This is a genomic window from Rhizobium sp. BK289, assembly GCF_014193575.1.
Lineage (GTDB): Bacteria > Pseudomonadota > Alphaproteobacteria > Rhizobiales > Rhizobiaceae > Rhizobium > Rhizobium tropici_C.
Genome location: NZ_JACHZO010000005.1, coordinates 366,961 through 387,460, shown reverse-complemented (window position 1 = coordinate 387,460; position 20,500 = coordinate 366,961). Strand labels below are relative to the sequence as shown.

General features: G+C 60.0%; 23 protein-coding genes. 7 read left to right on the top strand and 16 right to left on the bottom strand.

Annotation, left to right across the window (positions count from 1 at the left end):
- Positions 1-11 precede the first annotated feature (11 nt).
- Positions 12-1,955, top strand: coding sequence for a glycosyl transferase (locus FHT84_RS12740; RefSeq protein ID WP_183762707.1), 1,944 nt, complete (start codon positions 12-14; stop codon positions 1,953-1,955).
- A gap of 55 nt (positions 1,956-2,010) precedes the next feature.
- Here the strand turns inward: FHT84_RS12740 and fliP are convergent, their stop codons facing one another.
- From fliP to flgF, 13 genes are all read right to left on the bottom strand, one after another.
- On the bottom strand, positions 2,011-2,769 hold the full coding sequence (gene fliP / locus FHT84_RS12735; protein WP_112343820.1) for a flagellar type III secretion system pore protein FliP: 759 nt from the start codon (positions 2,767-2,769) through the stop codon (positions 2,011-2,013).
- Positions 2,766-3,257, bottom strand: coding sequence for a flagellar basal body-associated FliL family protein (locus FHT84_RS12730; RefSeq protein WP_113249441.1), 492 nt, complete (start codon positions 3,255-3,257; stop codon positions 2,766-2,768). Before FHT84_RS12730 ends, fliP begins: the two co-directional genes overlap by 4 nt.
- Before the next feature lie 151 nt (positions 3,258-3,408).
- The gene (gene flgH, locus FHT84_RS12725; protein ID WP_112343818.1) at positions 3,409-4,122 is read right to left on the bottom strand and encodes a flagellar basal body L-ring protein FlgH; all 714 of its coding nucleotides are present in this window, start codon (positions 4,120-4,122) and stop codon (positions 3,409-3,411) included.
- Positions 4,119-4,658 (bottom strand): MotE family protein, encoded by a 540-nt coding sequence (locus FHT84_RS12720; RefSeq protein WP_112343817.1) that lies wholly within the window; start codon positions 4,656-4,658, stop codon positions 4,119-4,121. Before FHT84_RS12720 ends, flgH begins: the two co-directional genes overlap by 4 nt.
- Positions 4,655-5,773, bottom strand: a complete 1,119-nt coding sequence (locus FHT84_RS12715; RefSeq protein WP_183762704.1) for a flagellar basal body P-ring protein FlgI — start codon at positions 5,771-5,773, stop codon at positions 4,655-4,657. Before FHT84_RS12715 ends, FHT84_RS12720 begins: the two co-directional genes overlap by 4 nt.
- Entirely contained in the window at positions 5,770-6,270 is a 501-nt protein-coding gene (flgA, locus tag FHT84_RS12710; RefSeq protein ID WP_112343815.1) for a flagellar basal body P-ring formation chaperone FlgA, read from the bottom strand. Before flgA ends, FHT84_RS12715 begins: the two co-directional genes overlap by 4 nt.
- 19 nt (positions 6,271-6,289) lie before the next feature.
- Positions 6,290-7,078, bottom strand: coding sequence for a flagellar basal-body rod protein FlgG (gene flgG, locus FHT84_RS12705; protein ID WP_112343814.1), 789 nt, complete (start codon positions 7,076-7,078; stop codon positions 6,290-6,292).
- Between the two features lie 97 nt (positions 7,079-7,175).
- Positions 7,176-7,526, bottom strand: a complete 351-nt coding sequence (locus tag FHT84_RS12700; RefSeq protein ID WP_112343813.1) for a flagellar hook-basal body complex protein FliE — start codon at positions 7,524-7,526, stop codon at positions 7,176-7,178.
- The gene (gene flgC, locus FHT84_RS12695; RefSeq protein WP_112343812.1) at positions 7,523-7,939 is read right to left on the bottom strand and encodes a flagellar basal body rod protein FlgC; all 417 of its coding nucleotides are present in this window, start codon (positions 7,937-7,939) and stop codon (positions 7,523-7,525) included. Before flgC ends, FHT84_RS12700 begins: the two co-directional genes overlap by 4 nt.
- A 16-nt stretch (positions 7,940-7,955) precedes the next feature.
- On the bottom strand, positions 7,956-8,348 hold the full coding sequence (flgB, locus tag FHT84_RS12690; protein ID WP_112343811.1) for a flagellar basal body rod protein FlgB: 393 nt from the start codon (positions 8,346-8,348) through the stop codon (positions 7,956-7,958).
- A gap of 117 nt (positions 8,349-8,465) precedes the next feature.
- The gene (locus FHT84_RS12685) at positions 8,466-9,011 is read right to left on the bottom strand and encodes a flagellar protein (RefSeq protein ID WP_183762701.1); all 546 of its coding nucleotides are present in this window, start codon (positions 9,009-9,011) and stop codon (positions 8,466-8,468) included.
- Between the two features lie 85 nt (positions 9,012-9,096).
- Positions 9,097-10,482: a flagellar protein export ATPase FliI gene (fliI, locus tag FHT84_RS12680; RefSeq protein ID WP_112343853.1), complete on the bottom strand. Its 1,386-nt coding sequence runs from the start codon at positions 10,480-10,482 to the stop codon at positions 9,097-9,099.
- A gap of 11 nt (positions 10,483-10,493) precedes the next feature.
- Complete coding sequence (flgF, locus tag FHT84_RS12675; RefSeq protein ID WP_112343809.1) at positions 10,494-11,228, bottom strand: flagellar basal-body rod protein FlgF; 735 nt, start codon at positions 11,226-11,228, stop codon at positions 10,494-10,496.
- Positions 11,229-11,451: 223 nt separating this feature from the next.
- Here flgF and motA point away from each other — a divergent pair, with 223 nt between their 5' ends.
- From motA to FHT84_RS12645, 6 genes are all read left to right on the top strand, one after another.
- The gene (gene motA / locus FHT84_RS12670) at positions 11,452-12,324 is read left to right on the top strand and encodes a flagellar motor stator protein MotA (RefSeq protein WP_112343808.1); all 873 of its coding nucleotides are present in this window, start codon (positions 11,452-11,454) and stop codon (positions 12,322-12,324) included.
- Between the two features lie 5 nt (positions 12,325-12,329).
- Positions 12,330-13,277 (top strand): FliM/FliN family flagellar motor switch protein, encoded by a 948-nt coding sequence (locus FHT84_RS12665; RefSeq protein WP_246698530.1) that lies wholly within the window; start codon positions 12,330-12,332, stop codon positions 13,275-13,277.
- A 68-nt stretch (positions 13,278-13,345) separates the two neighbouring features.
- Positions 13,346-13,876, top strand: a complete 531-nt coding sequence (gene fliN / locus FHT84_RS12660; RefSeq protein WP_183762698.1) for a flagellar motor switch protein FliN — start codon at positions 13,346-13,348, stop codon at positions 13,874-13,876.
- 49 nt (positions 13,877-13,925) lie between these two features.
- On the top strand, positions 13,926-14,969 hold the full coding sequence (fliG, locus tag FHT84_RS12655; RefSeq protein WP_112343852.1) for a flagellar motor switch protein FliG: 1,044 nt from the start codon (positions 13,926-13,928) through the stop codon (positions 14,967-14,969).
- 92 nt (positions 14,970-15,061) lie between these two features.
- Positions 15,062-16,141 carry a flagellar biosynthesis protein FlhB gene (gene flhB, locus FHT84_RS12650; RefSeq protein ID WP_183762695.1) on the top strand — a complete coding sequence of 360 codons (1,080 nt, stop codon included), beginning with the start codon at positions 15,062-15,064 and terminating at the stop codon, positions 16,139-16,141.
- A gap of 5 nt (positions 16,142-16,146) precedes the next feature.
- A complete protein-coding gene (locus FHT84_RS12645; protein WP_112343804.1) occupies positions 16,147-16,587 on the top strand; it encodes a hypothetical protein in 441 nt (146 codons plus the stop codon).
- 165 nt (positions 16,588-16,752) lie between these two features.
- On the opposite strand, the gene FHT84_RS12640 is transcribed toward FHT84_RS12645, so the two are convergent.
- The 3 genes from FHT84_RS12640 to fliF form a co-directional block, all read right to left on the bottom strand.
- Positions 16,753-17,478: a helix-turn-helix transcriptional regulator gene (locus tag FHT84_RS12640; protein ID WP_245430423.1), complete on the bottom strand. Its 726-nt coding sequence runs from the start codon at positions 17,476-17,478 to the stop codon at positions 16,753-16,755.
- Positions 17,479-17,510: 32 nt separating this feature from the next.
- Complete coding sequence (locus FHT84_RS12635; protein ID WP_112343802.1) at positions 17,511-18,248, bottom strand: helix-turn-helix transcriptional regulator; 738 nt, start codon at positions 18,246-18,248, stop codon at positions 17,511-17,513.
- Between the two features lie 523 nt (positions 18,249-18,771).
- Entirely contained in the window at positions 18,772-20,448 is a 1,677-nt protein-coding gene (gene fliF / locus FHT84_RS12630; protein ID WP_183762692.1) for a flagellar basal-body MS-ring/collar protein FliF, read from the bottom strand.
- Positions 20,449-20,500: the final 52 nt, after the last annotated feature.

Below are 20,500 nucleotides of genomic sequence, written 5' to 3'. Positions count from 1 at the left end.
AGTTCTCGCTCGTGAATACGAAAAATGCCTTTGTGACAGCGTCGGGCTTCTATCAAAAGGGGCAATATACGCGCGCACTCGAAACGCTGAACGAGTTGCTCAACGTCGACAGATCGCCCAAGACTTATGCGTTGCTGGCAAAAACACTGCTCAAACTCGGGTTCAGATCGGATGCGGCGAGCGCCTATGAGCTGGCGGGCCGGCAGAAGCCGCAGCGCGACGACTATCTTCGCGAGGCGCTACTGCTTCACAGCGATTGCGGTAATGACGATCAGGCTCTCGCGGTCGGCAACCTGATCCTTCCAATGGCGTTCAAGGACCCGGAGCTTGCCTTCATCCTCGCCCGCATTTTCCTGAGCCGAGAGCAGAAAGAACTCGTGAGCGGCTTCAAGACGATACTGGTCGAGGGACCGGAGCTCAAGCATCGGCTCATGGCAGCAAAACTCCTCACCGACGATCTCTACGACGAAAGCAACCGGCACCTTGTTGCGACACTATTCAAAAAACATCCCGACAGCAGCATCGCTCGCATACTCCATCTGATCTTCGCCCGAGAAATATCCGATCTCGCGGTTGTCGACAGATACATGCCGCCGATCACAGCCGCACTGGCAGAGGGCAATCTCTCCTACGTGATCCCGGACAATCCCTTCTTCCACCTGCATTGGTGTGGCGATGAAGCAATTAACAAGCATGCGATCCACGACACAAAACCCTTGCCCCCCGGCCTTGCCGAGGCTCGTCGCAAGTTGCCACACACATGGAGCAACAAGATCCGCGTCGGCTATCTCTCGTCCGATTTCTGGCCTGGCCACGCGACGATGAAGCTGATGCAGCGGACCCTGGAGCTGCACGACAGGGATCGGTTCGAGATCACCCTTTTCGACCATTCCGATCTCGCTTCCCAGAAGGAACAAGGGTTCGATCATCAGAAGTGGGGAACGATGGTCGACGTTCGCGGTCTGTCCGACCAGGGCGCGGCAGCGGAGATCCGATCCCGGAACATCGACATTCTCGTCGATCTCAAGGGACACACCAAAGGAAGCCGCGCGGTTATCCTCAACCATATGGCAGCTCCGATCCATGTTTCCTGGCTCGGTTTTCCGGGCTCTGTGATCAACATCGACCTCGATTACATCGTCGGCGACCATTATGTCCTTCCAGATCATTCGAAGCCGCATTTCCACGAGAAGTTCTGCCGCCTGCCCGAATGCTACCAGCCGAACGATCCGCTCAACCGCCCGAAGCCGCGGCCGACGACCCGCGCGCAGCACAAGCTTCCCGAAGACGCCTTCGTCTTCGCCTCCTTCAACGGCAACCGCAAGATCACCTCACAGATGGTCGACGTGTGGTGCAATATCCTCAAGCGCACCAAGAACAGCGTGCTTTGGCTGCTCTGTAACGGCCCGCGCGCAGAGGCCAATCTCTGGGCACGTCTGGAAGCGCGTGGCATCAGCCGCAAGCGGGTCGTCTTTACCACACGCATTCGCTACGAGGATCACATCGATCGCCAGCAGCTTGCCGATCTCGGCCTGGATACTTTCCCCGTCAACGGCCATACGACCACGTCCGAGCAGCTATGGGGCGGTTTGCCGGTTCTCACCATGAAGGGCACCAACTTTGCCTCGCGCGTCAGCGAAAGCCTGCTGAACGCCATCGGTGTGCCGGAGCTGGTCGCCGAGGACCTTCAAGCCTACGAAGATATGGCGGTGCAGCTCGCCAGCCAGCCGGAACGCATTGCGCAGTTCAAGGAGACGCTGGCCGCCAACCGCTACATCAAACCGCTCTTCGACGCCGAGCGCTTCACACGCCATCTGGAGGCGGCCTTCGAGATGATGGTGGACCGGGCCAAGCAGGGTCTCGCACCCGACCATATGGACGTCCCAGCGCTGCCCATGCGCGCGCAAGCATTTATGGAAGAAGACCAGAGCTCGGCGGCGATCGCGGCCGAATAAAGCCCAGCGATCGGCGGAGCCGCAAACCTCCGGCGATCGCTTCGTTCCTGTCTTTTCAGTGGAAAGAGCGGACCAGGCTGCCGACCAAAAGGTTCCAGCCGTCGATCAGCACGAAGAAGAGAATCTTGAATGGCAGCGAGATCGAGGTCGGCGGCAGCATCATCATGCCCATGGCCATCACGATGGTCGACACGATCAGATCGATGACCAGAAACGGCAGGACCACAAGGAAGCCGATTTCGAAGCCGCGCCGAATCTCCGAGATCATGAAGGCCGGAATCAGGACGCGATAATCGATCTTGTTGTCGACTACGGTCGTCTGGCCGCGCTCCTGCGCCAGGTCGACGAAAAGCTTCAGATCCTTGTCGCGCGTATTGTTCGACATGAAGGTGCGGAACGGCTCGGCGATGCGCTGCACGGCGTCGGCCTCCGAAATCTGATTGGCAAGCAACGGCTGCACGCCATCCTTCCACGCCTGATCGAAGGTCGGCGACATGACATAGAAGGTCATGAACAGGGCGAGACTCAGAAGGATCATGTTCGACGGCGTCGACGATAGGCCCATGCCGGTGCGCAGGATCGAAAACGCGATGATGAAGCGCGGAAAGCTCGTCACCATGATCAGGATGCCCGGCGCGATCGAAAGGATCGTCAGGAGCCCGAACGTGCGGATGATCCAGGCGGCGACAGAGCCGTTGACCGGAGCATTCAGAAGATCGGTGGGAAGCTGTTGCGACAATTGCTGCGCCATCGCCAGTTCAGGCGACAATACAGAAATCACTAATATAGATAGGGCAAGTATTAATCGAATCATTCGATCACGAAAGTTCTGAACATAACTTTCGATACTCGTCCTTCCGAGCGCAGGTCAACACGCTCCTGAATGTCATCCCGAAGATATTGCAGTCCCCGCGCGCCCTCGATCTGCTGCAGGGAAACCGTGCGGATATAGGCAAGAATATCCTGATGGATCGCCTGGGCGAGCTGAGCATCCGCAGGCCCCTTGAAGACCAGGGCGAGTTCCAGTCTTACCCAGCTCTGCGACGGGTAGGCAAGATTGGTGGTGATCGGGTCGAGCGCTACGATACCGTTCGCTTGTGCTGCGGCGGCCGCCTGCTTGCTGTCACCGGCGGCCAGGATCGTCTTCTGTACGGCAGCGGTAGCGGCCTTGATCCTCGGCGCGACGACGGTTCCAAGCACCCAGCCGCCACCGCCGCCAAGAACGGTCAGCAGCAGAAGTCCGACGATCGTCATGATCAGCGGCGATCCCTTGCCCTTTGCCGATTCGTCTGTGGCTGCCATGTCCCTATCCGTCCGTTGTCTGGCAGAGCACGATGCCGAAAAATGTCGGCAATCCTCGGCATCATGCTCTCGCTATTTTATACTGGCGCGGATTCAGATTGCAGGCCGAGTCGACCTGAGATCATCCGGCACCAGCCGATATCGTCAGCCGTCAGAGCGGCGACAGCAGATCCACGGCCTGCTGGCCTCGCGGCGGCTGCTGTATTTCCGTCAAACGACCGCGTCCGCCATAGGAGATGCGGGCCTCGGCGATCTTGTCGTAGGAAATCGTGTTATCCGCGGTGACGTCCTGAGGCCGCACGATGCCGGCAACGTTCAGAATGCGGATTTCCTGGTTCATGCGGACTTCCTGCGAGCCGCTGATCATCAGGTTGCCGTTTTCGAGAATGCCGGTCACGACGGCGGCGACCAGGAGGTTGATCTGCTCGGAGCGCTGCATCTTGCCCTTGGCGTCGGTGCTGGTGTCGGAGCCCGAGGTCGCGTCAGCGTTGGTGGCGGGTCTCCAGCCGAAGATCTTGGCCGAGATATCCCAGTTCATATCGCTCTTGTTCGTGCGGCTGCGATTGGTCTCATTGTCCCAGTTCGCCTTGTCGTTGATCTGGATCGTGACGGTCAGGATGTCGCCGACATTAAGCGCGCGCGCGTCCTTGAAGAGGGCCGCCTGCGAATCATTCCAGAGCGAATAGCCTTGCGCAACCTGATGCGGCCGCTTCGGATATTGCAGCATCTGCGGCGTCTGCGCATATTGCAGGCCGCTGCCGATCGGACTCATGGCAGGCGCCCTGCCGATTTCCCTGAGGGCCTGCGACTGGCAACCGGCTAGAAAGACGACGATTGCGCAGGCGGCCGTAAGACGCGTGTTCATGAGGGGTCCTTCGACTTCGATGTATTCGGGTCGGATGCGCTGGCGATGATATTGGTGATGACGGCCGCCTTCTTCGCATCCATCTCCGCAAGAATCAGGCTCGATTGGCGCGACGAAAGCTTCATGATGATCGCAGCGGCAATCGTGGTCTTGACGTCGTTGAGGCTCGCCGCCGCCGCATCCGGCTTCATGTTCTTATAGATATCGACCAGGCCGAGATCGGCGGTCTTGAGGAAATCGTCGCGGCGTTTCAGCCAGTCCTCGTATTCGGCCTTGCGCTTGTCCATGGTGGCGATGCGCTGGTCGATGTCGGTCCGAAGCTGTTCCAGCTCCTGCTTTTGCAGCAGATAGCGCTGATCGCGGGCCGGATCGGCAATATTGGTGCAGAACTGCCGGATCTCATCCTGGCTGGAAGCGGGATCGGCGGGTTTCGGCGCTTCCTGCGCCGAAGCCACGTCTAGCGGCACCAGCATCATGGCGCCCATTGCGAGACTGCAGGCTACCAGTATTCTTCTGGCGATGACGGTCAGGATCATTGCAGCACGAGCTCCGCTTGCAGGGCGCCGGCCGACTTGATGCCTTGCAGGATGGCGATGATGCCGTCCGGCTTGACGCCGATGTTGTTGAGGCCGGAGACCAGCGTCTTCAGGTCAGGCCCTTCCAGTACTGCGACACGGCCGCCGCTCTTGGTGGCGGTGATATCGGTCTGATCCTGGATGGCGGTCTGTCCGTCGGAGAAAGGTTCCGGCTGGATCACCTGCGGATTCTCGCTCACCTGCACGGTCAGCGTTCCATAGCTGACGGCGACCGGCGAGACGCGGACATCGGCGCCGATGACGATCGTTCCGGTGCGTTCGTTGATGACAACCTTGGCCGGCGTATCGGTCTGGACATTGAGGTTTTCGATATCGGCCATCAGCCGCGTCAGATCCGCCATCTTCGGCTTGGCGACCGTCACCTCCTGCGAATCCTTGGCCTCCGCGATCGGCGCGCCGAAACGCGAGGTCGCCCAGGTATTGACCGTGTCGGCAATACGGATCGAGGTGGAGAAGTCGGGATTGCGCAGCTGCAGGACCAGGTTGACGGAATCCTTGAAGCGAGACGGCAGCTCCCGCTCGATGATCGCGCCGCCGGGCACGCGGCCGGCCGTCGTGACGCCCTCGGTCACCGTTGCGGCGGCGCCTTGCGCCTGGAAGCCGGAGACGATGACCGAGCCCTGCGCGACGGCATAGATCTGCCCGTCCGCACCGCTCAGCGAGGTCATGATCAGCGTGCCGCCACGCAGCGACGACGCGTCACCGAGCGAGCTCACCGTCACATCGATGCGGCTGCCGGGGCTTGCAAAGGGCGGCAGGTTCGCCGTTACCATGACGGCGGCCGTATTCTTCGCGGCGGATTGACCGCCCTGGGTCGAGATGCCGAGGTTCTGCAGCATCGCGCGCATGGATTGCTCGGTAAATGGCGAGGAACGCAGGCCGTCGCCCGTTCCCTGGAGGCCGACGATCAGACCATAGCCGATCAGCTGGTTGTCGCGGCCGGATTGCAGCGACGCGATATCCTTGATGCGCGATTGCATCGCGAGGGCCGGATCGGCCACGATCAGGCTCGGCAATGCGAAGAGGACTGCGAGAAGTTGACGAAGCCGTTTCATTTCGCGACCACGCGGATCGTGCCGTTTTGAAGGACGGTGCCGTTGACGATGATGCCCGAATCCATGTTGCGGGCGCGCACACTGTCGCCGACGGCGCCATCATCCAGCGGCGTGCCTGCCGCCGTGATCGTCATGCTGCCCATGCTCATCACCAGGCGGACATTGGAACCGCGCGTCACAGCATAGGGCTGGCGCAGGGCGGAAACCGAAATCGTGCGGCCGGGAAGAAGCGTCCGCTTCGATACCAATCCCGTTACGTCGCGAAGCCGCTTGGCGTAATCACCGCTCAGATTGGGATTGGTGACCTCGACCTCTTCGAGCTGACCGCTGCTGATGATATCGCCCGGATAGATCGTCTCGGTCGGCACCACGGCGGTACCGAGCGCGGAACCATCGGCGCTGACAGCCCGGGCGGGCATGGCCGAAGCGAATACGACGGAAAGGCTCGCCGCGGCGAACCATGCCATTGCTAAGCTTTTCATCCGGCGAAACCTCATGTTCGGCCCGTCCCTCTTGCTACTTCAGGTTCTTGCTGACGATCTGCGCCATTTCGTCGGCCGTCGTGATGACCTTGGAATTCATCTCATAGGCGCGCTGCGCCGTGATCAGATCGGTGATTTCCTTGACCGGATCGACGTTCGACGATTCCAGATAGTATTGCTTCATGTAGGCAAAGCCGTTCTCGTTCGGATCGGAAACGACCGGATCGCCGGAAGCCGGCGTCTGAACGAAGAGATTGCTTCCCATCGGCTGCAGGCCGGCTTCATTGACGAAATTGGCGATCTGCAGCTGGCCAAGCACGGTCGGCGTCGTCGCGGTGCCGATGATCGCGGAGATCTCGCCGGACTGGCTGATGGTGAGCTTGCTGGCATTGTTCGGGACAGTGATGCCCGGCTCCAGCACATTGCCATCCGGCGTGACGATCTGACCGGTATCGCTCTTGTTGAAGGAGCCGGCGCGGGTGTAGGCGGTCGTGCCGTCGGGCATCTTGATCTGGAACCAGCCACGGCCGACGAGCGCGACGTCGAGATCGTTCTGCGTCTGCGACAGCTCGCCCTGGATCTGGATGTTGCGCACCGCGGTCGTCTGCACGCCGAGACCGATATTGGCGCCTTCCGGCACCACCGCCTGGTTCGGCCTGTTGGCGATCCCCTTGGCACGCTCCGTCTGATAGAGAAGGTCGGAGAACTCGGCGCGCGAGCGCTTGTAACCCGTCGTATTGATATTCGCGATGTTGTTCGCGATTACTTCGAGATTGGTCTGCTGGGCATCCATGCCCGTCGCGGCGATTGCGAGCGCTCTCATGCTTTCGTCCTTGGATCTAGGGCGGAACCTTCGAAGCCATGGAAGGGCTTGTGAAAGACTCTCGCCAAATCAGGTAATTAGAACGGGGAAGCCCGCTCTATATCTGCATCTTCGTGATATCGAGAAAGGCTGAGACGACCTTGTCGCGCAGAGCGATTGCAGTCTGCAGGGTCTGGTCGGCCTGCATGACCTTGTCGACCACCTCGCGGGTGCTCATCGTGCCCTTGATACCGGCAAAGGAGGCGCCTTCCGCTTCCTTCAGCGAATTGATGGAATCCTTCGCAACGTTCGACATGACCGACGCGAAGCTCATTCCGGCATCCGCTCCCATGGCGACGGCCGGCGAGGCATTCATCGCGCTGGAGGCGGCGGAGGTCAGATCCGTGGCGATGCTGCCGAGGCCGCGGGTCGCCGAGATGGAGGCTACATTCTTAATCGTGTCGATCATTGGTTCTTCAGCAGATCAATAGTGGAGGAGATGAGATCACGGGCCTGCCGGACCGTCTGCAGATTGGCTTCGTAGGAGCGATTGGCTTCGCGCATATCGGCCATTTCGACGAGAATATTGACGTTGGGCATCTTGACGTAGCCCTTCTGATCCGCCGCCGGATTGTCGGGATCGTATTCTTCGACGAACTTGCCCGTGTCTTCACCAAGCTTCTTGACACCGACAGTGGTGAGGCCGTTGGCGCGATCCAGTTCGGCGCCGAAGGTCACCGTCTTGCGCCTGTAGGGATCGGCGCCGGGCGTATCGCCCGTCGATCGGGCGTTGGCGATATTTTCGGAGACGATTCGCAGACGAGTCGATTGAGCCTCCAGGCCGGAGCCTGCAATTTTCAATGCGGCTGATAAGGGGTCCATGGCATCTTCACTTCATCTATTGTTTTACGGTCATCAACATCATGCGATGAAAGGAGCCTATGAGCGCGGTGTTCAAGCTGTATTGGCGCTTGATGTCACCGGCCTTGGCAAGCTCGTCTTCCAGGCCGACGGTGTTACCCGATTCCTGGACGCCGATTTCCTGGGCGAGCGGAGCTTCCTCGACGTTGACGTTGCCGCTCGTGCTGAATTCGTTTCCCGAAAGATGCGCCGGATTGGTCCGGACCATGTTGACGTTCTGATTATCCAGAACGGCCTGGAACGGCGTCACGTCCTTGGCGCGATATTTCGGCGTATTGGCATTGGCGATATTGCCGGCAACAACCTCCTGGCGCACCTGAAGCCACTCGGCTTGCCGCGAGGCCAGGTCAAAGAGCTGTATGGGTTGCATGGCCTTCTCTCCGTTCTTACACTAGAAACCTAGCGGGATAATCTTGCGTGGGACTTGCGGGAAATGCGTTCCTGTAAAGGTCTTCGAAATGCCTGAAACTTCGGCGTTTTCGGCTTTTCAATTGTTGCCGTAGACATCGCCCGCCGACGTGACGATGACCCATTTTCCGTCTCGTTGTTCGATCGAAGCCAGCCGGCTGCTGTCGGGCAGAACCGAACCGACCCGCACGACATACATGCCGGTATCGTCCTCGATGAGCGCTCGGCCATTTGCGACGTGCAGCAGGTGGAACGGGGACTTGCCGGGGAGCGGCTGCTGGTCGGCCGGCTCCCCCCGGTCGTCCTCGCGTCCGGCATTGCTGACCGTCGCCGTCGTCAGCGGATCGGGAATAAGATCCTTCGGCGCGCTCGGGTTCTTGTTGGTTATAGCGAGCGGCGAGACGCTGACGATCTCGCGGCTGGGCCAATTCGGCAGATCGCGGGTGCGCTCGCCTTCGGCGACGTGAATGCCGAACTTGTCCGGATTGAGAAAGACGTACCAGGGAAAGAAGGCCGAGGCGCCGGCAAGCGCCAGCCCCGTAAAGGCCAGCGCCCTATCCGCAACGGTTCGCCTTCTCGCCTGCTTCGGCGGGGCGACCGGATCGTCTGCGTCGGATTCCATCACTTCTGGCACCTCTTTCGGCACGAAATTCGGCGATACCCGGCTGGATGCAGGCAAGGAAAAATCGCGCTAAGCTTGCTGATGATCATCACTTGCCCCTGACCGGAACGCCGCTCGAGGCATTCCTGAGAGCGGTGGCAAGATCGGTGAAGGCATCCGCCGATGGCTCTTCGCCCGGGGTCTGTTTCAGGATGTCGTAGATGATCGGCACCTGACGCACCGCGATATCGAGATCGGGGTCGCTGCCCTGGCGATAGCCGCCGATCAGGCGCAGATCGCGCGTTTCCTCGTAGCGATGCACAAGCGCCTTCAGCCGGGACACCAGTTTTTCCTGATCGGATGACCAGGCCTTGCGGGCGAGACGCGATACGGATGCGAGCGGATCGATCGGCGGGTAGCGGCCTTCCTCGGCAAGGCTACGCTGAAGAACGATATGGCCGTCGAGAATGCCGCGGGTGGAATCGGCGATCGGATCGTTGTGATTGTCGCCATCGACCAGGATCGAAATGATGGCTGTGATCGTGCCGGTGCCCTCCGGTCCCGGGCCGGCGCGCTCGAGAAGGCGCGGCAGCTCGGTGAAGACCGAGGCCGGATAGCCGCGCGCGATCGGCGGCTCGCCGGATGCGGTCGCCACCTCGCGAATGGCATGGGCGAAACGTGTGACGCTATCGACGATCAGCAGCACATTGTCGCCCTGATCGCGGAAATGCTCGGCGATGGTGATCGCCGAAAGCGGCGCCATCTTGCGCAGCATCGGGCTTTCATCGCTCGTCGCGACGACCGCCACCGATTTCTGCATATGCGAACCCAGCGTATCCTCGATGAATTCGCGTACCTCGCGGCCGCGCTCGCCGACGAGCGCGATCACCACCTTGTCGAAGGCTTCCGCTCTCGCCAGCATCGACAGCAGCGTCGATTTGCCGACGCCGGAGCCGGCAAAGATACCCAGGCGCTGGCCAAGGCAGAGCGGCGAGAAGATATCGATGGCGCGCACGCCGGTCTTGAAGCCGGTTTCGACACGCTTGCGCGTCATGGACGGCGGGGCAGTATTGGAGATCGAGCGCGATTCAAGACCCGCCGTCAGCGGCCCGAGCCCGTCGATCGGCTCGCCCAGCGAATTGATCGTGCGGCCGCACCAGCTATTGTCGGGCGCGATGCGGAAGGCACCCTTGCGGATGATGGTATCCTGGATACCGATCGGCTCGCCCGGCTCGATCGGACAGACATAGGTGAGCTCCGGCTCCACACGGACGACTTCGCCGAGATGGATGCCGGTCTGGGAACGGTGCGCGACGAAATCGCCGAGACGCACCTGCCTGGAGAGGCCCGCGACGGTATAGTGCCCGGCAGCGATGGTGCGCACATGGCCGCCATGGGCCACGGCATTCTCCGCCATCGCATATTGGCCCGCCAGAGCGGCCATATGCGAAAGCTTCGGCGACATCGCGCCCTCCGGCAACCGATCCTCGACCATCATCCGCCTCTTTACTGGCTGCCGCCGAGGGTCTTGATGGCGTCGGTAAGCGTGCCTTCACTGCTGCTGGTAAGCGTGCTGATATTGTCGAAGGCGCGGCTGACCTCGATCAGGTTGGTCATTTCCCGCATGCCGTTGACGTTGGAGTTTTCCAGATAACCCTGAGCGATGCCGATATTCGAACGATCGATAACAGGCTGAGGCGTATCGGTCGGCAGGATGCCGCTGTTTTCGTAGCGCAGGAAGCCCTTGCCGACATCGGCGCTGTAGAGGCCGATCTGACCCATGGTCCGGCCATTCTGTGTGATCACGCCGTTCGATGCAACGGCCGGAGCGCCCCCCGCCGGATCGAGCTGGATCGGGGCGCCGCCGGGATCCAGCACGGGGAAGCCGCGCGTGGAGACCAGCGCACCGCTGTCGGTCATGGTGAAACGGCCGTCGCGCGTGATTACCAGGCCCGCCGGCGTGTTGAGGCCGAAATAGGCATCGCCCTTGACCGAAAAATCGAAGAGATTGCCGGTATTCTGAAGTTCGCCATTGTCGGTGGAGAGATAATCATTGCCTTGCGAGACGAAGGCGACCTTGGCGTTGAGCTTGTTTTGGGTATTGCTGAGGACCTGATCGAACTTGACCTCGGTGCCACGAAAGCCCGTCGTGTTCACGTTGGCCAAATTATCGGCGATCGTGGTCAAGCGCCGCTCGAGCGCCATCTGGGACGATAGCGCGACATAGATACCAGACTGCATTTTCAACGCCCTCCGGACATTGGAGAATAACGGGAAAGGAAACGCCACCGGCGCTCCTACATTTCGTTAGCGGGGCATGGATGCCCTTACCCATCATCCTGCAGGGCTTGGCTTGTGCGAAGCTGACAAGGCAAAAAGCGCGTCAACGGTCCCATCGAACAGCCTCACGCAAGGCAGCTCCCCTAGTTCATCATATGAAGCAACGTTCAGGTGTGGACCGACGATGAATATTATTATCGGATTTGTAGTGACCTGCGGCTGCATCATAGGCAGCTTCATGGCTATGGGCGGAGACGTAGGAGCGCTGTTCCAGCCCTTCGAATTTGTCATTATCGCAGGCGCCGGCCTCGGCGGCTTCATCATGGCCAATCCGATGAAAGTGGTGAAGGATTCGGGCAGAGCGCTCGGGGAAGCCTTCCGGCATGCGGTTCCGAAGGAGCGCGATTATCTCGACACGCTCGGCGTGCTCTATGCCCTGATGCGCGACCTGCGCACCAAGTCGCGCAACGAGATCGAAGCCCATATCGACAATCCCGATGAATCGACGATCTTCAAGGCCGCGCCGACGGTCCTGAAGAACAAGGACCTGACAGCCTTCATCTGCGACTATGTCCGTCTCATCATCATCGGCAACGCCCGCTCGCACGAGATCGAGGCGCTGATGGATGAAGAACTCGACACCATGATGCACGACAAGATGAAGCCCTATCACTCGATCACGATCATGGGCGATTCCTTTCCGGCGATCGGTATCGTCGCCGCCGTTCTCGGCGTCATCAAGGCGATGAGCCACATCAACGAATCACCCGAAGTGCTCGGCCATCTCATCGGCTCGGCACTGGTCGGCACCTTCCTCGGCATCATCCTGTCCTATTCGGTCTGCGCGCCGCTGGTTTCGCAGATCAAGGTGGTACGCAACAAACAGCATCGCCTCTACGTGATCGTGAAGCAGACGCTGCTCGCCTACATGAACGGATCGGTGCCGCAGGTTGCGCTCGAATATGGCCGCAAGACCATCTCCTCCTACGAACGTCCCTCGATCGATGCCGTCGAGCAGGAGATGATGAACCCCGGCGGCGAAAGCAAGGCAGCCTGACGATCATGAGCCCGCAATCCGCTTCCAAGGCACAGACGATGGACCTCACCCTCTTTGCCAGACTTACCGGCAATCTCGGCGACCAGGCAACGCTTGCCAAGCTCGGCGCAGCCTTCACCCAGGTCTATGCCGAATTCCTGCCCGACATCATCAAGAGCGAGACCGGCCTGGATATCACCATCGCCTATGCCGGCTGCCAGTCCGGCCCGATGAACGACCTGATCGCCGGGCTGGGCGGCAACCATGCCCTCATCAACGGCTCGCTGCGCAATTGGGCGCCGAAATTCGTCCTCGGCTGCGGTGCCGGCTTCATCATGACGCTGATGGAACACATGCTCGGTGCGCGCCCGGAAGACATGGAAGCAGCGGTGGCCCGGCCGCTTTCCGCCATCGAGCTCGACCTTTCCGTCATGGTGTTCGACAAGATCGCCAATGTGCTGCGCTCGGCCGTCAATGCGCCCGGCGGCTTCGAGCCCTATCTCGACCCGCCCTACAATATCGAGGATCGCCCGAAGTCCGCCGGCGACGAGGGGAATGATTTTGCGGCCGCGATCACCATGACGATCTCGCTCGGCAAATCGATGTCCCAGATCGTCATCATCGTGCCGCAACGCGATCTGCTGCGCACTGTCGTGAGCGCTCCGCGCGCCAAGAACCCGACGGCCGCCTCCCAGGCATGGTCGGATCAGCTCGGCGAGCAGGTGCGCCGCTCGCAGGTGACGCTTGAGGCACGCATCCGGCTGCAATCGCTGACGCTCGACACCATTTCCAAGCTCGCGGTCGGCGATGTCATCCCCTTCATGGATAATACCGGCGACGTCCGGGTCGAAGTCAGCGCCAACAGCAAAGACCTTTACATCTGCGAATTCGGCCGTTCTGGCGAAAATTATACGGTGCGTGTCAAGGATAACGTCAATTCCGACGACGAGCTTCTTCGACACCTGATGAATTGACTAGCTGAAGGTGGTCGGTCGCCCACCCACGGCAGCTTGAGGCAAGTTTCAACTGGAATAGTGATTTCATGGCTACGAAGAAGACAAAGCAAAGCAGCGAGGAATCGCTGGACATTTCAAGCAGCGACGCCGCCCTGGACGAGGCCATCGACGGTCTGCGCGGCGTTCTGAAGAAGGATAGCGACGGCGATCTGCCTGACTTCGGCGCCGATACGTTCGGGGCGGAAACAAGCACCGACCTTTCTACCTTCGGCGATTTCGGCGACGACAATTCCGAGCCCGCCTTCGACGGTGGTGACTTCGCGGACGTTTCCGCGGCGCCTGCTGCTCCCGGCAGCGCACTGGCCGCCAATATGGACCTGATCATGGACATCCCGATCGACGTCCAGATCGTTCTCGGCAGCAGCCGCATGCCCGTATCCGGCCTGATGAGCCTGGCCGAGGGCGCCATCATCGCGCTCGACAAGAAGATCGGCGAGCCGGTCGAGATTACCGTGAACGGCCGCAAAATCGGCCGGGGCGAGATTACCGTTCTGGACCATGACGACACCAGATTCGGCATCAAGCTCACTGAAATTTATAACGCGAAGAAAAGCTGAACCCGGCTCAGGATGAGCCCACTCCCCCTGCGGGATGGAGACGAAGACCATGATGGACTTTGACGATTTCAGCGGCGCAATTGCCGAGAAACCGTTGACTCAGACTGAAAAAGCAGCGGCCGTGCTTCTCGCTATGGGAAAGCAGGTGGCAGGACGGTTGTTGAAATACTTCACGCAGAACGAGCTGCAGATGATCATCGCCTCGGCGCAATCACTGCGGCTCATTCCGCCGGACGAACTGGCGCAGCTCGTGGCGGAATTCGAAGACCTCTTCACCGAGGGCGCCGGCCTCATGGATAACGCCAAGGCCATCGAAAGCATTCTCGAAGAGGGTCTGACGCCGGATGAGGTCGATAGCCTGCTTGGCCGCCGCACCGCGTTCCAGGCCTACGAGACGTCCATCTGGGATCGTCTGGGCGAAGCCGATCCGGTCTTCGTCGCCAAGTTCTTCCTGCGGGAACATCCGCAGACCATCGCCTACGTACTGTCCATGATGCCTTCGGCCTTCGGCGCGAAGATCCTGCTGCAGCTTCCCGAAGCCCAGCGTGCAGACGTCATGAACCGCACCGTCAATATCAAGGACGTCAGTCCCAAGGCGGCCCAGATCATTGACAACCGCGTGCTCGCGCTGATGGCCGAGATCGATGCCGAACGCAACACTTCCGGCTCCACGAAGGTCGCCGACCTGATGAACGAGCTCGACAAGCCGCAGGTCGATACCCTGCTGAGCTCGCTGGAATCGATCAACAAGGAATCGGTCGAGAAGGTCCGTCCGAAGATCTTCCTCTTCGACGATCTCACGCGTATGCCGCAGCCGAGCCGCGTGCTGCTGCTCAACGACATCGCCTCCGACATCCTGACGATGGCGCTGCGGGGATCCGGCAACGAGATTCGCGAGATCGTCCTGTCCTCGATCAGCCCGCGTCAGCGCCGCATGATCGAATCAGACCTGCAGATGGGCAATACGGGCATCAATCCGCGAGAAATCGCCATCGCCCGGCGCGCTATCGCCCAGGAAGCCATCCGGCTTGCCAATTCCGGCCAGATCGAGCTCAAGCCCCGAGAAAATACGCCTGTGGAAGAAGCGGCGTAAACGCGGCGCGGCCAGCGAAAACGTCATAGACTGACAAGCTATGGGCCGCGCATGAAGCGCGGCCTCTTTCCGTTGCGCAAAGGGCGGCTGCTTTGGCTGACGAAGACAAGGACAGTAAAACAGAACGACCGACGGAGAAAAAACTCCGCGATACCATCGAGAAGGGCAATGTGCCCCACTCCAGGGAGGCCACGCTCTTTGCCTCCATGCTGGCAACGGTCATCTACGTCACCTTCTTCCTGCCGACGCGCATGGGCCGCGTGGGCGAGATATTGCGGGATCTCTTCGAAAAGCCGGATCAATGGCGGCTCGATACGGGTCCCGATGCGATCTCGCTATTCATCCGCATAGGCTGGGAAGCCGGAAACATGGTGTTGCCGGCCGTGGTGCTTTTCTTCGTCTTCGGCATCGGCGCCTCGATATTCCAGAATCTGCCAACCCCTGTCCTGGAGCGAATCCGGCCGCAGTTTTCGCGCATATCGCCCACGTCGGGTTTCAAGCGTATCTTCAGCACGACCGGCCTGGTTGAATTCGGCAAATCGCTCGCAAAGATCGTGCTCGTCAGCATCGTCATGTTTTTCGTGCTGCGCGGCCAGTTCTTCCACGCGATCGATTCGATGGTTTCCGATCCGCAGACCATCTTCGTGCGCCTGTCGACGGTGGTTCAGCGAATCCTCGTCATCGTGTTGATGGCAACCGCGATCGTCGGCATCGCCGACCTGCTCTGGAGCCGCTATCACTGGTTCGACCAGCTGAAAATGACCAAGCAGGAGGTCAAGGACGAACACAAGCAGTCCCAGGGCGACCCCATCGTCAAGTCGCGCCAGCGCTCGGTCGCACGCGACCGGGCCCGCCGGCGCATGATGAAGCAGGTGCCCCGCGCCACTCTTGTCATCGCCAACCCGACTCACTTCGCCGTTGCGCTGCGCTATGTGCAAGCGGAAAACGATGCGCCTGTCGTCGTCGCCAAGGGCCAGGACCTGATCGCCTTGAAGATCAGGGAGATAGCCGAGGCAAACAATATTCCCGTTTTCGAAGATCCGCCGCTCGCGCGCTCCATGTTTGCGCAAGTCTCGGTTGATAGCGTCATACCGTCAGTATTTTACAAGGCTGTCGCCGAGCTCATCCATCGGGTCTACGCCGCGCAGCCGAATAGAAAACGGGTACGATAAACCGAATGAAAAAATGCCCCTACTCTGCCCAACGCGAACAAATACTAGCCGAAGCCATCAGCCCCGTCGCCAGCGAGCTGCGCCTCCTCGATGCAGCCGACCTGATTTCCCTGCTGCGCTTCGAACGATACGGCAATCTTGGTGACCTCGTGGCCTCGGCCGCCGAACTCTATTTCCTTCCAGGCATTGTCAATTTCGGTCTTGGCGGGGATTACAAGCTCGATTGGGGCGGGCCGGCGGAGGTCACGCTCGACCTGGAAATCAAGCCGCAGGGCGTCACCATCTATGCCAAGCTGGCGCTGACGGAACACCTTGCCGGCATCGAGATCAATCATATCGCCTTCGACAAGGCATCGTCCGACCCGGACGAAAACACGGCGCTGCTCGCACGCAGCCTCAGAGACGCTCGCTACGTCATTCGCGGCGAAGCCGCGCACGCAGTCTGAAAAGATTCATCATTTCGAAATCTGCAAAGGTGATTCGCTGGAGCCGGATGATTTTAGGTCGTTTCGACCTAAAATCTGAATCCGCTCTGGAATCAAAGAAGCAGAGCATGATGTCGTCCGAAAACCGCTCACATTTCTCGGCATCATGCCTAAGGCGCCGCTGTCTCAGCTTATGTAGCCGAAGCGGATCGCCTTCGCGATCGCCTGGATACGGTTGACGCTGTCGAGCTTGATGGTCGCCGATCCGAGATAGGCGTTGACGGTGTGGACCGACAATCCCAGTTTCTCGGCAATCTCCTCGCTGATGCGCCCGTCGCCGGCAAGCTGCAGGCAGGCAATCTCACGCTCGCTCAACGCCTCGGCGGCCTGCGAGCGCCGTTCATCCAGCGACAGGAGCTCCATCATGATCTGGCAGCTGCGGCCATGCAGCTCGACGATCATCTCGCTCGCGAGATCCATGAACTTGGCCGTAAAGACGATATAGCCGTTGCCGACCGCGCCGAGCCGCACCGGAAACGCCACGCCGGCGAAGGGCAGAAGATGCGGCTTCAGGCGCTGCGTGAAAACGGCAAAGTCCGGCGTTTCAGCCGTGCTGTCGCTATCGCGGCCATTCCACATCAGCGGAAGCAGGGATTTGTCGATATGCTCGATCATTGCTTCGCCATAGGCTTCCACGAAGGATTTGCCGACGACGGAATTGGCCGAGCCCCAATTGTCGAGTTCGCAGACCAGCCGCTGCTTGTGCGGCAGGCCCGAGCCATGAAGGCGATAGACGGCGAAATGCTGCGCATCGATCAGCTTCAGCATCGACACCAGTTTCGGAAAGAGATCGGAGCGGCCGGAAATCCTGCCGGAACGGGTAAGCCGCGATTCGGCGGGCCTATCCGTCATCCTGTCTGGCTGATAGCGCATCCGGTAAGCCCTTAAACGAGATTGTTTCGCACCGCGAAGGCTATAGCCTCCGAGCGGGTCTTGGTGGCGGTCTTGCGCATGACGCTGGTGATATAGTTGTTGATGGTATTGCGTGAGATTCCGAGAATCATGGCAATCTCGTCGCTCGTCTTGCCCTCGGCGATCCAGAACAGGCATTCCAGCTCACGCTCGGTCAGGTCGAAATCGCGCTCCAGCTTGCCTTCGACGCATCGGGTTGAGCTCGCGAGATAGCCGGACAGCAGGCCGACGTCGCGCAGCCGCTCCGATGAAAGCATCATCGATTCACCTGCCAGCAGCAGCAGCGAGAAACGCGTGCGCCCGACATTGAAGCTCAGGACATGATATTGCCGACCAATTCCGTCAGGCAGGGTGACATCATCAGGCAAGAGAGCCACGCTCGGCTGAAACAGCGACATGCATTTTTCCAGCTCGCCGATGCGGCCATAACTGCCGGTCAGTTCCACCGCCAGGCGTCTGACGAGATCGAAGGGCCAATCAGAGGAAATGACGAAATCGAGACCACTTTCCTGGATAAGATCGGAGCGTACGAGGAGATAATGGGAAGCGCCGGCGTAGCTGGTCAATGCCTGCAGGCCGGCTTGCAGATAGCCCTGGCCCGAAACGGCATTCAGCTGCAGAATGAGCTGCTCGCGCGACATGGAACCGGCAGGCACGACTGATCGCGCATCCCTATCGCTTCTGCTCACCTGCGATATCTGCATGTCCATACTTGCATTTCCTGCCGCTGTTGGGCGATGGCCGTCAACGAGAGCATTGTTTCGCCAGAACCCGGCACATCGCCCCAGGAAATCGATGGATTTTCCGCAAGGCATCAAAACTGGGTCTTCTCTACCGCGACACAAACACATCCCGGCGGAAGCGGGTAGATGAGCGTACCCATCCTTGAATTCCACGTCGGCAATCGTGCCGGCCTATACCGTCGCCACCACGATCTACGAACCATGAACTGATTTTCCGCGCTCCGGAATCTGCAGACGCTTTAAACATGCGAAACGCGGAAACGAGGACCGATTGGCTCCGAATACACGGCTATTACGCAAAAGGCATACTATTTGTATGTCGATTCTTTTTACCCAGCAACCGGATATCCCGGGAAATTCCAGCTTACGAGAACGTCAATTTACTTGGCAGCGGCTAATTGATCACAGTTGAAATGACAAATATCGGCAAGCTTGACGTGCCAGCCTTCCCGTAACGAAAAAGGACCGGGAGCGTATCCCGGTCCTTTGCTTAGGCCGCCTGGTCGACAGCCCATTTTCTGAGGATCTTTGCGGCACGCTCCTCGCTGATTTCCACCATGCGGGACAGGCGGCGTTCCGGCCCTTCCTTGACGCGGCGGTTGAAGGTGCCGCCATCGTCGCCCATCGTCAGCAGATCGTCGGTGCTGTCGAAGCCGAAGTCCGAGCCGAAGCCGTCCATCAGCGCGGCACCAGGACCGCCCACGGCAGGTGCGAAGTCCGGCAGCTCCAGCCCGGCCGCTTCCGGAAGTGCCGTGCTGTTTGCGGAGCCGCCGAGCGAGCGGATCAGCGGACGGAAGCCCATCCAGACGATCAGAAAGGCGACGGCGACAAAGGCCAGCGAATTGATGATGCCGGCCATGTTGCGGCTCAGCATGTCCGTGATGCTGAAGCTGGAGGACGCCTCCTCAAGCAGCTGGTTGTCGAGGAAATCCATCGCATTGACGGTGATGATGTCGCCGCGCTTCGTATCGACGCCAGCGGCCGTCGCGACGATCTTCTGCATCTCGGCGATATAGGCATCGATCTTGGCCTGATCCGCGCCTTCGCCGACCATCTGCGCGATGCGGCCCTTGTTGACCACCACTGCGACGGACAGCTTTTCGATCTTGTAGCTGTTACGCGTCGTGGCCGTGGTCTTGCTGTTGATCTCGTAATTGGTCTGCTCTTCGCGCTTGTCCGACTGATCGTTCGACGTCGGCGTGTTGCCGCCGGACTGCGGGGCCGCCTGCGGAATATTCTGTTCCACGGTTGCAGCGCTGTCGGGCTGGCTCTGCTGCGACTTCTGGGCTTCCTTCACCGTGCGGACCGAGCGTTCGACCTTCGAGTCCGGATCGTAGGTGGTTTCCTGCACCTGCTGACTGTCGGTGTTGAGCTGCGCCGTGACGCTCGAGCGGAAGTTGTCCGTGCCCAGGAAGGGTGCGAGCGCCTTGTTGATGTTGGATTCGACTTCGCTCTGTACATTCTGCACGATGCCGAGATTGCGGTTCAGAACGCCATTGCTCGGGTCATCGCCCGATGCGAGCAGCTGACCCGTCGAGTCGAGGATCGTGACGTCGTCGACCTCCAGGCCTGGAACGGCGGAGGCGACAAGGTGACGGATCGCCGATGCGGATTTGCGGGCCGCTTCCGCACTGGCGCGGATCATGACGGATGCCGTCGGCTTCTGATCCGCCTTCCGGAAATTGCCGACGTCCTGCATGACGATATGGACGCGCGCGGCACTGATGCCGGCGATGGAAGTAATTGTGCGGCCGATTTCACCTTCGAGTGCGCGCACGCGGGTGACTTCCTGCATGAAGGAGGTCAGGCCGAGCGAACCGACATTATCGAACAGTTCGTAACCGGCATTGCCGCTATTGGGCAGACCGCGTTCGGCGAGCAGCGCGCGGGCCTTGCCGGTCATGCCGGCCGGAACGGTCAGGCTCGTGCCGTCGGAGCCGACCTGAAAATTGATCTTTGCCTCTGCGAGAGCGATGCTGATCTGGTTGAGATCGGTCGTATCCAGGCCGACATAAAGCGTCTCCTGCGCGGGCTTATTGACGTAAAGGGCGGCAAAAAGGATCAGCAGCATGGAGACAGCACCGACGCCCCCAAGGATCATCAGCCGCGTTCTCCCCAGATTCTGAATATTCCGGAGCAGGGGAACTAATTGATTTAACAGATTCATTCTGTTCTCGCACGATTCGTCAAAGACCTGATGGCTTTGTACCCTGCGGAGA